At 70.2% G+C, this 12,998-nt stretch carries 11 protein-coding genes; 6 read left to right on the top strand and 5 right to left on the bottom strand.

Features of this window, described 5'->3' with window-relative positions:
• Positions 1 to 89: 89 nt before the first annotated feature.
• The gene (locus AB5J50_RS30625) at positions 90 to 758 is read right to left on the bottom strand and encodes an MOSC domain-containing protein (protein WP_369261377.1); all 669 of its coding nucleotides are present in this window, start codon (positions 756 to 758) and stop codon (positions 90 to 92) included.
• Positions 759 to 838: 80 nt separating this feature from the next.
• Between AB5J50_RS30625 and AB5J50_RS30630 the strand changes: the two genes are divergently transcribed.
• Positions 839 to 1,735, top strand: a complete 897-nt coding sequence (locus AB5J50_RS30630; protein WP_369261378.1) for a LysR family transcriptional regulator — start codon at positions 839 to 841, stop codon at positions 1,733 to 1,735.
• A gap of 92 nt (positions 1,736 to 1,827) precedes the next feature.
• On the opposite strand, the gene AB5J50_RS30635 is transcribed toward AB5J50_RS30630, so the two are convergent.
• Positions 1,828 to 2,157, bottom strand: a complete 330-nt coding sequence (locus AB5J50_RS30635; RefSeq protein ID WP_327431060.1) for a WhiB family transcriptional regulator — start codon at positions 2,155 to 2,157, stop codon at positions 1,828 to 1,830.
• A 391-nt stretch (positions 2,158 to 2,548) separates the two neighbouring features.
• On the opposite strand from AB5J50_RS30635, the gene AB5J50_RS30640 reads away from it, so the two are divergent.
• The 4 genes from AB5J50_RS30640 to AB5J50_RS30655 all read left to right on the top strand — a co-directional run bounded on the left by AB5J50_RS30640 (position 2,549) and on the right by AB5J50_RS30655 (position 7,537).
• Positions 2,549 to 3,160, top strand: coding sequence for a response regulator transcription factor (locus AB5J50_RS30640; protein ID WP_003948568.1), 612 nt, complete (start codon positions 2,549 to 2,551; stop codon positions 3,158 to 3,160).
• A gap of 268 nt (positions 3,161 to 3,428) precedes the next feature.
• Positions 3,429 to 4,004 carry a sigma-70 family RNA polymerase sigma factor gene (locus AB5J50_RS30645; RefSeq protein WP_327431061.1) on the top strand — a complete coding sequence of 192 codons (576 nt, stop codon included), beginning with the start codon at positions 3,429 to 3,431 and terminating at the stop codon, positions 4,002 to 4,004.
• A gap of 773 nt (positions 4,005 to 4,777) precedes the next feature.
• A complete protein-coding gene (guaB, locus tag AB5J50_RS30650; protein WP_327431062.1) occupies positions 4,778 to 6,286 on the top strand; it encodes an IMP dehydrogenase in 1,509 nt (502 codons plus the stop codon).
• 126 nt (positions 6,287 to 6,412) lie between these two features.
• Positions 6,413 to 7,537 (top strand): GuaB3 family IMP dehydrogenase-related protein, encoded by a 1,125-nt coding sequence (locus AB5J50_RS30655; protein WP_327431063.1) that lies wholly within the window; start codon positions 6,413 to 6,415, stop codon positions 7,535 to 7,537.
• Between the two features lie 93 nt (positions 7,538 to 7,630).
• Here the strand turns inward: AB5J50_RS30655 and AB5J50_RS30660 are convergent, their stop codons facing one another.
• Together AB5J50_RS30660 and AB5J50_RS30665 are read right to left on the bottom strand one after the other, a co-directional pair.
• Complete coding sequence (locus AB5J50_RS30660) at positions 7,631 to 8,233, bottom strand: hypothetical protein (RefSeq protein WP_369261379.1); 603 nt, start codon at positions 8,231 to 8,233, stop codon at positions 7,631 to 7,633.
• Between the two features lie 154 nt (positions 8,234 to 8,387).
• Positions 8,388 to 9,596 carry a nucleotide sugar dehydrogenase gene (locus AB5J50_RS30665; protein WP_369261380.1) on the bottom strand — a complete coding sequence of 403 codons (1,209 nt, stop codon included), beginning with the start codon at positions 9,594 to 9,596 and terminating at the stop codon, positions 8,388 to 8,390.
• Positions 9,597 to 9,867: 271 nt separating this feature from the next.
• Here AB5J50_RS30665 and AB5J50_RS30670 point away from each other — a divergent pair, with 271 nt between their 5' ends.
• Complete coding sequence (locus AB5J50_RS30670) at positions 9,868 to 11,574, top strand: glycerol-3-phosphate dehydrogenase/oxidase (RefSeq protein WP_369261381.1); 1,707 nt, start codon at positions 9,868 to 9,870, stop codon at positions 11,572 to 11,574.
• A 218-nt stretch (positions 11,575 to 11,792) separates the two neighbouring features.
• Here the strand turns inward: AB5J50_RS30670 and AB5J50_RS30675 are convergent, their stop codons facing one another.
• Positions 11,793 to 12,902 carry a serine hydrolase domain-containing protein gene (locus AB5J50_RS30675; RefSeq protein ID WP_369261382.1) on the bottom strand — a complete coding sequence of 370 codons (1,110 nt, stop codon included), beginning with the start codon at positions 12,900 to 12,902 and terminating at the stop codon, positions 11,793 to 11,795.
• Positions 12,903 to 12,998: the final 96 nt, after the last annotated feature.

Here is a 12,998-nt window from a genome sequence, read left to right on the forward strand (position 1 = left end):
GTTAGTGACCTGGCCAGGCGTCCGGCGCCCCCCGCCATCCAACGCCCGGCCAAGCTCCACGAGTTCCGCGCACCGTGGTTTTCAGGGGCCTAGCCGGCGTACTTCGCCACGTACTTCTCCGCCGTGGCCAGCGACTCCGGATGCAGCGCCTCGCCCGCCGCCAACAGCCTTGGCAGCAGCTCCCGTTCGGTCGTGACGGCGCGGAACTGGAGGGCGACCGTGACGTCGTGGCCGGGCCGGTGCACGATCTCGATCGGGTCGCCGGAGCGGATCTCGCCGGGCTCGATCACCCGCAGATACGCGCCGGGCGCGCCCTTCTGGGTGAAGCGCTTCACCCAGCCCTTCTCCCCGACGTGCCCCTGGAAGGTCTGACAGGGGATGCGCCCGCAGGTGACCTCCAGGACAACCTCGGAGCCGACGCGCCAGCGCTCGCCGATCCGCGCGCCGGACACATCGAGCCCCTGCGTCGTGAGGTTCTCGCCGAACACGCCGTTCGGCAGCGTGCGGCCGAGCTCGCGCTCCCAGTCGTCGAGGTCCTCGCGCGCCACCGCGTACACGGCCTGGTGGTCCCCGCCGTGATGCCGCATGTCGCACACCGCGTCCCCGGCGAGGCCGCTCGCGCCGACCCCCTTGGGCCCGGGCGCGGTCACCCGGACGGGGCCGTCCACCGGCTGCTTGTCGATGCCGGTCACGCCCTCCGGCTGGTCCGTGTACTCGACGGCCCGCGCATGGCCCAGATTCAGCGACAGAAGCTTCATGACAACAACGCTAGGCGACGGCGGTCAAAGCGTCGACGCAATATCCGGCGCCACCCCCAAGACTCGCTTATGCTCGGCATATGATCGAGGCCCGTCATCTCCGCGTTCTGCGCGCCGTCGCCGCCACCGGCTCCTTCTCGGCGGCGGGGCGCGAGCTGGGCTGCACCCAGCCCGCCGTCAGCCAGCAGATGAAGGCACTGGAGTCGTCCGTCGGCACCCCGCTGCTGATCCGCACAGGGCGCGAGATGCGCCTGACCCAGGCGGGTGAGGCACTGGTCCGGCATGCGGCGGGCATCCTCTCCGGGCTCACGGCCGCCGAGGAGGAGGTCGCCGCGATCGCGGGCCTGCGCGCGGGCCGGGTCCGGCTCGTCTCCTTCCCCAGCGGCAGCTCCACGCTCGTCCCGACAGCCCTCGCCGCGCTGCGCGCCGCGCACCCCGGCACCCGTGTCTCCCTGGAGGAGGCCGAACCGCCCGAGTCCGTCGAGAAGCTCCGGGCCGGCGACTGCGACATCGCGCTCGCCTTCCGGTACGAGGGAGCGGCGGGCGCCGAGGAGTGGGACGACCTGGTCGTACGGCCGCTGCTGACGGACCGGCTCGTCGGGCTCGTGCCCGAGGGGCACCGTCTCGCCCGGGCGGGGTCGGTCGCGATCGGCGAGTTCGCCGGAGAGCCGTGGATCGCCGGGTGCCCGCGCTGCCGCGGACAGCTGATCGAGGTCTGCCGGAGCGCGGGCTTCGAGCCTCGTATCGACTTCGCCACCGACGACTACCCGGCCGTGGTCGGCCTCGTCGGCGCGGGGCTGGGGGTGGCCGTCCTGCCGGAGCTCGCCATCGAGTCCGTACGTCCCAAGGGGGCACGCACGGTGACGGTGGAGCCCTCGGTGCGACGGGAGATCGTCGCGCTCACGCTGCCTGATCTGGCCCAGGTGCCGGCAGTGGCGGCAACGCTGGACCGGCTGGCCCGGGCCGCGGCGCGGTAGCCGGGAAAAGGCGGCAGCGGGGAAGGCGGGAAAGGCGGCAGCGGGGAAAGTAGCGGCACGCGCGCGCGTGCCCATCGTGCAGAAACGTTCCTTCAGTTGTTCGAAGCGTGACCGCTTCCGGTGGCCGCCGCCGAGACCAGCCGGTTGCGCGCCCGGCCCATGAGTTCTTCGCGCTCGTCCTCGGTCAGCCCGCCCCACACGCCGTACGGCTCACGCACCGCCAGTGCGTGCGCCGCGCACTCCGCGCGTACCGGGCATCTCATGCAGACCTCTTTGGCCGAGTTCTCACGAGCGCTCCGTGCCGCACCGCGCTCGCCCTCCGGGTGGAAGAAGAGCGAGCTGTCGACCCCGCGGCAGGCCGCGAGGAGCTGCCAGTCCCAGAGGTCCGCGTTCGGACCGGGAAGGCGGGAGAAATCTGCCATTGCGTGTCCCCTTGTTACCGTTCTGGGATGCTCTGTGCCCACCGACCGTACATCTACGATCTAAGGAGATGAAAATATGACTCATTGCGAATCTAGCCGCAGACACCAGCAAAGGGGAAGAAATCGGGCTAAATGGGGCATAGGTTGTGATGAAACGTTGAGGGTCCGTTGTGCATGTCTGCACCGTGTCCGCACCCTCACGTAGAGTGCCGAAGATGACCGACTGCCCCGTAACTCTTTCGAGTGACCATCGTTGAGAGTGCGGAGGCGGTTGAAGGAACAAGCGCTCGGGCAGGCGGCAGTATCCGTCGGCGAGTGTCAACCGCACAGGTGACGATTCGTACCCAGCCTGGAGGCTCAAGGTGACGCGCATCAGCTGCGGAGGGCGGCCATGACATCCGTCCTCGTCTGCGACGACTCCCCGCTTGCCCGAGAGGCGCTCCGCCGCGCGGTCGCGACCGTGCCCGGCGTCGAGCGTGTGACGACGGCGGCCAACGGCGAGGAAGTCCTCCGCCGCTGGGGTGCCGACCGTTCGGACCTGATTCTGATGGACGTACGCATGCCCGGACTGGGCGGCGTGGAGACAGTCAGGCGGCTGCTGTCCGCCGACCCCGGTGCGCGCATCATCATGCTCACCGTCGCCGAGGACCTGGACGGCGTGGCGCTTGCCGTCGCCGCCGGTGCCCGCGGCTATCTGCACAAGGACGCCTCCCGCGCGGAGCTGCGGGCGACCGTCACACAGGCGCTCGCCGACCCCACCTGGCGGCTCGCGCCGCGCAGACTGCGCTCGGCCGAGATGGGCGCCGCGCCCACGCTCACAGCGCGTGAGATCCAGGTGCTGGAAGGCATGAGTCACGGCCGCTCCAACGCGGAGATCGGCCGTGAGCTGTTCCTCTCCGAGGACACCGTCAAGACCCACGCCCGGCGGCTGTTCAAGAAGCTCGGCGCCTCGGACCGCGCGCACGCCGTGGCGCTCGGTTTCCGGTGGGGTCTGGTTCGCTAGGTGAGCCGCCTCGAGGGTATGACGGAAGTAGCCCCTGCCCGCCTCATGGCGGGTGGGGCCGGGCCCTCAGGGCGATCCTCTTCGGTGCCCGATCCCCGTTTCCCGGCGGATGCCGCATCCTTGAGGTGTGGAGTCTCTCGGGGACGAGTCGGTCGAGCGGAAGGGGAGGGCGCAGGAGATGAGTTCCGGCGCACCTGCTCATAACGCTTCGGTGCACAACTACGGACGCGGTGCCACGGATCGGACGACGCCAAGGCACCATGGACCGATGCGCGACGACGGGACGACGGTGATCGGTGCGCTCGTCCATCGCGCGGTCGACGGCGACGAGCAGGCCACACACGACCTGCTCGCCCATGTACATCCGCTGGCTTTGCGCTACTGCCGCACCCGTCTGTCCCGACTTCCGGGTGACGCGCGGCACTTCGTGGAGGACCTGGCGCAGGAGGTCTGCGTCGCGGTGCTCCTGGCGCTGCCGCGCTACAAGGACACCGGGCGTCCCTTCGAGGCGTTCGTCTTCGCCATCGCCGCGCACAAGGTCGCCGACCTGCAGCGCGCCGCGATGCGCCACCCGGGCTCGACGGCCGTCCCCTCGGACGAGATGCCCGAGCGCCCGGACGACTCACTCGGCCCCGAGGAGCGTGCCCTCCTCAGCAGCGACGCCGAATGGGCCAAGAAGCTCCTGGCCAACCTCCCCGACAACCAGCGCGAGCTGCTGTTGCTACGCATCGCGGTGGGCCTCACGGCCGAGGAGACGGGCCAGATGTTGGGAATGTCACCAGGGGCCGTACGGGTGGCACAACACAGGGCACTGAGCCGCTTGCGGGCACTGGCGGAGCAGTAGGGGTTCGCCCCGCCGGGGGTGACTGTGTCGCTCAACCGGGGCCACGGTGTCGCTCGGTGGGGTGGCTTTCTCTCCCGCCAGGGGCGGCGGTGTCGCTCGGTCGGATGTTTGCGCCTCTCCGGGGGCGGCTGCCTCTTTCGCGGGGGCGGGGCGTCTCTTCCGCCGCCGGCTGGGTTCCCGTCCGCTGTGGGTGGCTCTGTTTCGGCCGTCGGCTGGGTTCCCGTCCGTCGTGGGCGGGTCCGTCTTGGCCGCAAGCTGGGTTTCCGGTCCGTTGTGGCCGGCTCCGTCGCCGTCGCAAGGCGGGTTTTCCCTCCACCAGGGGCCGGGTTTCCCTACGCCGCGAGGCGGGCTTCTCTCCACCTTCCGAGGCCGGGTTTCTCCCCCCGCGGCGCGGGATTCTCGCCCGTCGCCGCGAGGCGAGTTTCCTTCCCGCCGTGACGGCGGGAGGCGAGACGGCGCATTGCGGCGGTGCCGAGCTCAGCTCGGCCGGGACGGCTTTTCTTCCCCGTGCTTCTCCCTGCTTCTCCGCTCTTCTCCGTCGCGGCAGAGGTAAAGCCGGGCGGCCGCAGGGCCGCGCTGCGAGCCCCGTCGCCCCGCCAGGGACTGGGTTTCCCGGCAATCTGGAAGCCTCAACGGCGAGCGCTGAACAGGGGCGAATCCAGCCCCGTACGAACATACGAAGCCCAACCGCACCCTCAACCGTGGAATGAGAGAGCCATGCTTCCCGTTAGCATGGACATCCGCACCGATCAAGGCCATTTGGGGAAGGTGTCATGACTGCCAACGTCGACGGAGTGCCCGCCAAATTCGCGACACTCGGGCTGACCTACGACGACGTGCTGCTGCTGCCGGGCGCGTCGGACATGGCGCCCGACCAGATCGACACCGCCTCGTACATCTCGAAGCACGTACGGGTGAACATCCCGCTGCTGTCCGCCGCCATGGACAAGGTCACCGAGTCCCGCATGGCGATCGCGATGGCCCGCCAGGGCGGCGTCGGCGTACTGCACCGCAACCTGTCCATCGAGGACCAGGCCAACCAGGTCGACCTGGTGAAGCGCTCCGAGTCCGGCATGGTGACGGACCCGATCACCGTGCACCCGGACGCCACGCTCGCCGAGGCCGACGCGATCTGCGCCAAGTTCCGCATCTCCGGTGTCCCGGTGACGGACGGCAACCACAAGCTGCTCGGCATCGTCACCAACCGTGACATGGCCTTCGAGACCGACCGCTCGCGCCAGGTCCGCGAGGTCATGACGCCGATGCCGCTGGTCACCGGCAAGGTCGGCATCTCCGGCACGGACGCCATGCAGCTGCTGCGCCGCCACAAGATCGAGAAGCTTCCGCTGGTCGACGACGCGGGTGTCCTCAAGGGCCTCATCACGGTCAAGGACTTCGTGAAGGCCGAGAAGTACCCGAACGCCGCCAAGGACGCCGAGGGCCGCCTCCTCGTCGGCGCGGCGGTCGGTGTCGCCGGTGACGCCTTCGAGCGCGCCCAGGCCCTCATCGAGGCGGGCGTCGACTTCATCGTCGTCGACACCGCGCACGGCCACTCCCGCCTGGTCGGCGACATGGTCGCCAAGATCAAGTCGAACTCCTCCGGCGTCGACGTCATCGGCGGCAACATCGCCACCCGTGACGGCGCCCAGGCGCTCATCGACGCGGGCGTCGACGGCATCAAGGTCGGCGTCGGCCCCGGCTCCATCTGTACGACCCGCGTGGTCGCCGGCATCGGCGTACCGCAGGTAACGGCCATCTACGAAGCGTCGCTCGCCGCCAAGGCGGCCGGTGTCCCGGTCATCGGCGACGGTGGCCTCCAGTACTCCGGCGACATCGCCAAGGCGCTCGTCGCGGGCGCCGACACGGTGATGCTCGGTTCGCTGCTCGCGGGCTGCGAGGAGTCCCCGGGCGAGCTGATGTTCATCAACGGCAAGCAGTTCAAGTCGTACCGCGGCATGGGCTCCCTGGGCGCCATGCAGTCCCGTGGCGAGCAGCGCTCCTTCTCCAAGGACCGCTACTTCCAGGAGGGCGTCGCGTCCGACGAGAAGCTCGTCCCCGAGGGCATCGAGGGCCAGGTCCCCTACCGCGGTCCGCTCTCCGCGGTCGTCCACCAGCTGGTCGGCGGTCTGCGCCAGTCGATGTTCTACGTCGGCGGCCGCACCGTTCCCGAGCTCCAGGAGAACGGCCGGTTCGTCCGGATCACCTCGGCGGGCCTCAAGGAGAGCCACCCGCACGACATCCAGATGACGGTCGAGGCGCCGAACTACAGCCGCAACAAGTAGTCGTCATCGTGCTCCACGCGTGCGTGGAGCACGTCCAAGGGCGGTCCCGGAGGCTCCGGGGCCGCCCTTGTCGTAGGCGTCGGGGATACTGGGAGGCGCAGAAGCGAAGAGGGAAAGGCCACACACGTGACTGAGATCGAGATCGGGCGCGGCAAGCGCGGCCGCCGGGCGTATGCCTTCGACGACATCGCCGTCGTTCCGAGCCGCCGTACGCGAGACCCGAAGGAGGTCTCGATCGCCTGGCAGATCGACGCCTACCGCTTCGAGCTGCCGTTCCTGGCCGCCCCGATGGACTCGGTCGTCTCACCGGCCACCGCGATCCGCATCGGCGAGCTGGGCGGCCTGGGCGTCCTCAACCTCGAAGGCCTGTGGACGAGGTACGAGGACCCGCAGCCGCTGCTCGACGAGATCGCCGAGCTGGATGTGGACGCCGCGACCCGCCGCCTCCAGGAGATCTACGCGGCTCCCATCAAGGAGGAGCTGATCGGGCAGCGCATCAAGGAGGTGCGCGACTCCGGCGTCGTCACCGCCGCGGCCCTGTCCCCGCAGCGCACGGCGCAGTTCTCCAAGGCCGTCGTGGACGCGGGCGTGGACATCTTCGTCATCCGCGGTACGACGGTGTCCGCGGAGCATGTCTCGGGCGCCTCCGAGCCGCTGAACCTGAAGCAGTTCATCTACGAGCTGGACGTCCCGGTGATCGTCGGCGGCTGCGCCACGTACACCGCGGCCCTGCACCTGATGCGCACCGGCGCGGCCGGTGTCCTCGTCGGCTTCGGCGGCGGCGCCGCGCACACCACGCGCAACGTGCTGGGGATCCAGGTCCCGATGGCCACCGCCGTCGCGGACGTGGCCGCGGCCCGCCGCGACTACATGGACGAGTCCGGCGGCCGGTACGTGCACGTGATCGCCGACGGCGGCGTCGGCTGGTCCGGCGACCTCCCCAAGGCCATCGCCTGCGGCGCCGACTCCGTGATGATGGGCTCCCCGCTGGCCCGTGCCACGGACGCGCCCGGCAAGGGCCACCACTGGGGCATGGAGGCGGTCAACGAGGAGCTGCCGCGCGGCAAGAAGGTCGACCTCGGCACCGTCGGCACCATCGAGGAGATCCTCACCGGCCCGTCGCACATCCCGGACGGCTCGATGAACATCTTCGGCGCCCTCCGCCGCGCCATGGCCACGACCGGCTACAGCGAGCTCAAGGAGTTCCAGCGCGTCGAGGTGACGGTCGCGGACTCCCAGCACAAGCGCTAGCTCGTACGGCAGTTCGTAGGCGCGAAAGTTCGTAGCGCACGAAGGGCCCGTCCACCACATGGGTGGGCGGGCCCTTTCTCATGCCGTTTCCGGCTACTGACCGGCCTTCCGGGCGCTCGAGAACGCCACGTACGCGGCGATCGCGAAGAAGACGAACGTCAGCGGGTCGGCCTCGGCCTTCCAGGCTTCCTGGACCACGTCGAAGTGGTCGAAGAACAGCTCGTTGAAGCCGATGCCGACCTCCTTGGAGCCGATCATGGCCTCGCCGATCAGCTGGCCGAGGTAGACCGAGCCGGCGGACAGCACCACGCTGACGATCGGCAGGATCGGGTTGCGGCCGCCGAAGCGGCCCGCGGCGAGGCCGATCAGGAAGCCGACGCCGACGGCGGCCCAGCCGATCTCGTGCTTGGTGAGGCCGATGATGGCGCCGTAGACGCCCGCCGCGACCAGGGCGGCACCGACGGCGGCGGCGAGGCCGAGCCCGAGGTTGTTGCGCACCGGAGCGGCCGGGGCGACGGGGGCCATCGGGAAGCCGGGCTGGGGCGCGCCCAGCGGGGCGCCCTGCTGCGGGAAGCCGGCCTGGTCGGCACCCTGCCCCGGGGCGGGCGGCTGGCCGGGCTGGCCGGCGTACGGGTTCTGGCCCGCGTACGGGTTGTCGACCGGTGGACCGGACGGCGGCGGAGTCGACTGACTCATGTGGTTCCCCCCAGGGAATGTGTGCGCACTTGTGATGTGCGCCAGGGACGTGAGCGCACATCTGAGGGCGCCCGGGACGCGGGCGCACTTGTGTGCGAGAGCTGCCGCACATTAGCAGGCCGGAGTGACAGCCCGTGAGGAGATTTCGGGGAGGTCAGAGCCGGTGCGCCGCCCCGGTCGGGGTCGCCCCCCGGGTGTCCAGCAGCAGCTGGGCCTTCACGGACAGTCCTTGCAGGTCGTACGTGCGGTGCTGCTGGAGCAGGATCGTGAGGTCGGCGTCGGCCGCGGCCTCGTAGAGGGAATCCGCGCGCGGGACGGGGCGCCCGAGGACGCTCCAGGCCGGGATGTGCGGGTCGTGATAGCTGACGGACGCGCCGAGTTCCATCAGGCGCAGCGCGATCTCGTGGGCGGGGGTGCCCTGTTGGTCGGCGAGATCGGGCTTGTAGGTGACGCCGAGGAGGAGCACGCGCGCGGCGCGGGCCGATTTCCCGTGCTCGTTGAGGAGCGTGGCGGCGCGCTGGATGACGTACCGCGGCATGTGGCTGTTGACCTGCTGGGCCAGTTCGACCATCCGGAGTGAGCGGGTCGTGTGGCCGGTCAGGTCCTGGGGGATGCCGTGGCCGCCCACACCGGGGCCCGGCCGGAACGTCTGGAAGCCGAACGGCTTGGTCTCGGCGCAGCGGATGACGTCCCACAGGTCGACGCCCAGGTCGTGGCAGAGCACTGCCATCTCGTTGACGAGGGCGATGTTGACGTGCCGGTAGTTGGTCTCCAGGAGCTGCACTGTTTCCGCTTCGCGTGGTCCACGCGCGCGTACCACCTTGTCGGTGAGGCGCCCGTAGAAGGCGGCGGCCGACTCGGTGCACGCGGGGGTCAGACCGCCGATGACCTTCGGAGTGTTGGCGGGACCGAAGTCGCGGTTGCCGGGATCTACCCGACTGGGTGAGTACGCGAGGTGGAAATCGCGCCCCGCTCGCAGCCCGGAGCCCTCTTCGAGGAGCGGGCGGAGGAACTCCTCCGTGGTGCCGGGGTGCACGGGTGATTCCAGGATCACCGTGGTGTGCGGACGCAGCTGCGCGGCCAGGGTGCGGGCGGCGGCCTCCACTTGGCTGAGGTCGAGGCCGCCGTCGGCGCCCCGTGGGGTCGGTGCGCAGATGACCGCGGTGCGTACGCGGCCGAGCTCGGCCGGGTTGCCGGCGGGCCGGAAGCCCCCCGAGAGCATCCGGCGCAGTTCGGCGGGGGTGAGGGAGCCGCCTTCCGGCCCTGTTTTGTAGCCGAGCGTGGGGATGCCTGCGGCGACGGCGGCCTGGGCCAGCGGCAGGCCGAGATGACCGAGTCCGATGACGGCGAGATCTGCGGGCATGGCGTGGGCCGTCCTTCCCAATAACCGAAGCGGGACAGGTGCGCAAGCCCTGTGGACAGGATGGGCGAGCGCAATGTCAGACTAGGAGTAAATATGACCGATTTGCGGGATTGTTCGGCCGTGATTCCTTGCGCGTCGCCGAGAGTTGTCCACAGGCTGCGGGCGGGCGGTGGCCGATGTCGGGCTAGGAGGTCAGACTTTGGGCATGGGGGATGTGAGCCGGGCGTCGCCCGACAGGTGCGGCCAGCGCGACATATAGCGGGAGGCAGCGGTGAGGACAGCGACACTGGGGCCGGCGGAGCGCGCCGAGTCACTGGCGGGAATGGCCGAGCACGAGCTGGATGTGCTGGTCGTCGGCGCGGGCGTGGTCGGCGCGGGTACCGCACTCGACGCCGTGACACGCGGTCTGTCCACGGGTCTGGTCGAGGCGCGTGACTGGGCGTCGGGCACTTCGAGCAGGTCCAGCAAGCTGATCCACGGAGGACTGCGCTATCTGGAGATGCTCGACTTCGCGCTGGTGCGCGAGGCCCTGAAGGAACGCGGTCTGCTCCTCGAACGGCTCGCACCGCACCTGGTGAAGCCCGTCCCCTTCCTCTACCCGCTCCAGCACAAGGGCTGGGAGCGGCTGTACGCGGGCTCGGGCGTCGCCCTCTACGACGCCATGTCGATTTCGAGCGGCCACGGCCGCGGACTGCCCACACACCGTCACCTGACCCGCGGCCACGCCCTGCGCGTCGCCCCCGCGTTGAAGAAGGACGCGCTGGTCGGCGCCTTGCAGTACTACGACGCGCAGATGGACGACGCCCGTTATGTGGCGACCTTGGTGCGTACGGCGGCCGCGTACGGCGCGAAGGTCGCCAACCGCGCGCGCGTGACCGGATTCCTGCGCGAGGGCGAACGCGTTGTCGGTGCCAGGGTGCAGGATGTCGAAGGCGGCGGGGAGTACGAGATCCGCGCCAAGCAGGTCGTCAACGCCACCGGCGTGTGGACCGACGACACCCAAGGGATGGTGGGGGAGCGCGGGCAGTTCCACGTACGGGCGTCCAAGGGCATCCACCTGGTCGTACCGAAGGACCGGATCCACTCCTCCACAGGTCTGATCCTGCGCACCGAGAAGTCCGTGCTGTTCGTGATCCCGTGGGGGCGCCACTGGATCATCGGCACCACCGACACCGACTGGGACCTCGACAAGGCCCACCCTGCGGCGTCCAGCGCGGACATCGACTATCTGCTGGAGCATGTGAACTCGGTGCTCTCGGTGCCGCTCACCCGCGACGACGTCCAGGGCGTGTACGCGGGGCTGCGCCCGCTGCTCGCCGGCGAGTCGGACGCCACCAGCAAGCTGTCGCGCGAGCACACCGTGGCCCATCCGGTGCCGGGGCTCGTGGTCGTGGCGGGCGGCAAGTACACGACGTACCGGGTGATGGCCAAGGACGCGGTGGACGAGGCGGTGCACGGCCTCGACCAGCGGGTCGCCGAGTGCGTCACCGAGGACATACCGCTCCTGGGTGCCGAGGGATACCGGGCGCTGTGGAACGCGCGAGCGCGGATCGCGCAGCGCACCGGGATCCATGTGGTGCGCGTGGAGCACCTGTTGAACCGGTACGGGGCGCTGGCCGAGGAGCTCTTCGACCTCATCACCGAGAACGCGTCACTGGGCGAGCCCCTGCCGGCCGCCGATGACTATCTCAAGGCCGAGATCGTCTACGCCGCCTCGCACGAGGGCGCCCGCCACCTGGACGACGTACTGACCCGGCGCACCCGCATCTCGATCGAGACCTTCGACCGGGGCACGCGCAGCGCCCGCGACGCCGCCGAGCTGATGGCACCGGTCCTCGGCTGGGACAAGGACCAGATCGAGCGCGAGGTGGAGCACTACGAGAAGCGGGTCGAGGCCGAGCGGGAGTCCCAGCGCCAGCCGGACGACCTGACTGCGGACGCGGCGCGGCTGGGAGCGCCGGACATCGTGCCGCTGTAGATCCGTGGGGTGCGGTGCCAGGTGCCACGGGCTGGACGGCGTGCGCCGGCGAGGTGCTCCACGGGCCCTGTCATGGGCCCTGTCGACAGATCCTGTCGATGGCTCCTGTCGACGGGTGCGCCGACAGGACCCGCTCGGCACATCCCGCCGGGCCGCCCGGCGGGATGTCACCCGAACGAGTGTCGCGTTCCGGGATCTTCGTTCGGAACCCGCACGTTCTACGTGGTGCGGGGGCAGAACTCGGCAGCGAGCAGCGCGGGTTCGAGGTCGGGGTCTGCCATCGCATCCGTGTTCACCCGGAAGGTGAGGACACGACGACCGTCGACGGTGGCCGCGGTGCGCACGTAGCTGCCGGAGATCCGGCCGTTGTGCCCCCACACCGTGGTGCCGCACGGCAGCTTCACAGGGAACAGCCCCATGCCGTACTCGCCCTGTGCGGTACGGGTGTTGAGCATCTCGCGCAGCCAGTGCGAGGGCAGCAGGTCGCCGCCCAGCAGGGCGGAGTAGAAGCGGTTGAGGTCGGCGAGCGTGCTGACCAGCTCACCCGCCGCGCCGGCCACGCGCGGGTCGAGTTCGGTGACGTCCGAGCCGTCGGCGGTGTACGAGCGGCCGTGCGGCGAGGGCAGCGAGGTGCGGGCGCCCGGGAAGGAGGTGCCGGTCAGACGGAGAGGAGCGATGATCCGGCGCTCGGCCTCGGTGGCGTACGAGTGGCCGGTGACCTGCTCGACGACCATGCCGAGCAATACGTAGTTGGTGTTGGAGTAGGCGAAGCGGCCGCGGTCGGCCGGGGGGTGGGTGAGTGCGATGCGTATGGCCTGAAGCGGGGTGACGGGGACCAGGCCCTTGGTGTCCGCGGTGAAGTCGTACAGGCCGCTGGTGTGGCTGAGCAGGGCGCGCAGCGTCAGCCGGCGGCCGTCGTTGCCCGCGCCGCGCACCAGGCCGGGGAGGTGATCGTCCACGGAGTCGGAGAGGGACAGCCAGTGTTCGGCGGCGAGTTGCAGGACCACCGTCGCGATGAACGTCTTGGTGATGCTGCCCGCGCGGAAGTGGTCGGAGCGGGCGATTCCGGATCCGGCGCGGGCGAAGCGTGAGCCGGAGTCGTCACGCGCCAGCATGGCCGCGGCCGGAGCCTTGCCGCGGGTGACGAGGCGGGTGAGGGCGGCGTCCGTGGACGGCGATGTGAGGGCCTGTGAGGCCGTTGGGGTCGCGGAGACGGGAGAGGGGACGGAGGACGGGGCCGGGGCCAACAAGCCGCTCGGGGCCAGGCCGAGCAGCGCCAGAGACACTGGTATGGCCAGAAGTGTCCGAGGTGTCCTGGGCGGAGGCATGGCGGGTCCTTCCTTGTCGCGGCCCATCATGGGGGACGGAGCTGTGCGGGCAGCGGCCAGTACCGGCCGGAAGGGCCCCCTGGGCGTGGAGTACTT

It is taken from the genome of Streptomyces sp. R35, assembly GCF_041053035.1.
GTDB lineage: Bacteria > Actinomycetota > Actinomycetes > Streptomycetales > Streptomycetaceae > Streptomyces > Streptomyces lutosisoli.

Bases quoted from the DNA above. Each gene is read 5' to 3' on its own strand.
- AB5J50_RS30635 (WP_327431060.1), bottom strand. From the start codon at position 2,157: ATGGCAGATTTCTCCCGCCTTCCCGGTCCGAACGCGGACCTCTGGGAC.
- AB5J50_RS30660 (WP_369261379.1), bottom strand. From the start codon at position 8,233: ATGAGTCAGTCGACTCCGCCGCCGTCCGGTCCACCGGTCGACAACCCG.
- AB5J50_RS30665 (WP_369261380.1), bottom strand. From the start codon at position 9,596: ATGCCCGCAGATCTCGCCGTCATCGGACTCGGTCATCTCGGCCTGCCG.
- AB5J50_RS30645 (WP_327431061.1), top strand. From the start codon at position 3,429: ATGCGCGACGACGGGACGACGGTGATCGGTGCGCTCGTCCATCGCGCG.
- AB5J50_RS30630 (WP_369261378.1), top strand. From the start codon at position 839: ATGATCGAGGCCCGTCATCTCCGCGTTCTGCGCGCCGTCGCCGCCACC.
- AB5J50_RS30640 (WP_003948568.1), top strand. From the start codon at position 2,549: ATGACATCCGTCCTCGTCTGCGACGACTCCCCGCTTGCCCGAGAGGCG.
- guaB (WP_327431062.1), top strand. From the start codon at position 4,778: ATGACTGCCAACGTCGACGGAGTGCCCGCCAAATTCGCGACACTCGGG.
- AB5J50_RS30675 (WP_369261382.1), bottom strand. From the start codon at position 12,902: ATGCCTCCGCCCAGGACACCTCGGACACTTCTGGCCATACCAGTGTCT.
- AB5J50_RS30625 (WP_369261377.1), bottom strand. From the start codon at position 758: ATGAAGCTTCTGTCGCTGAATCTGGGCCATGCGCGGGCCGTCGAGTAC.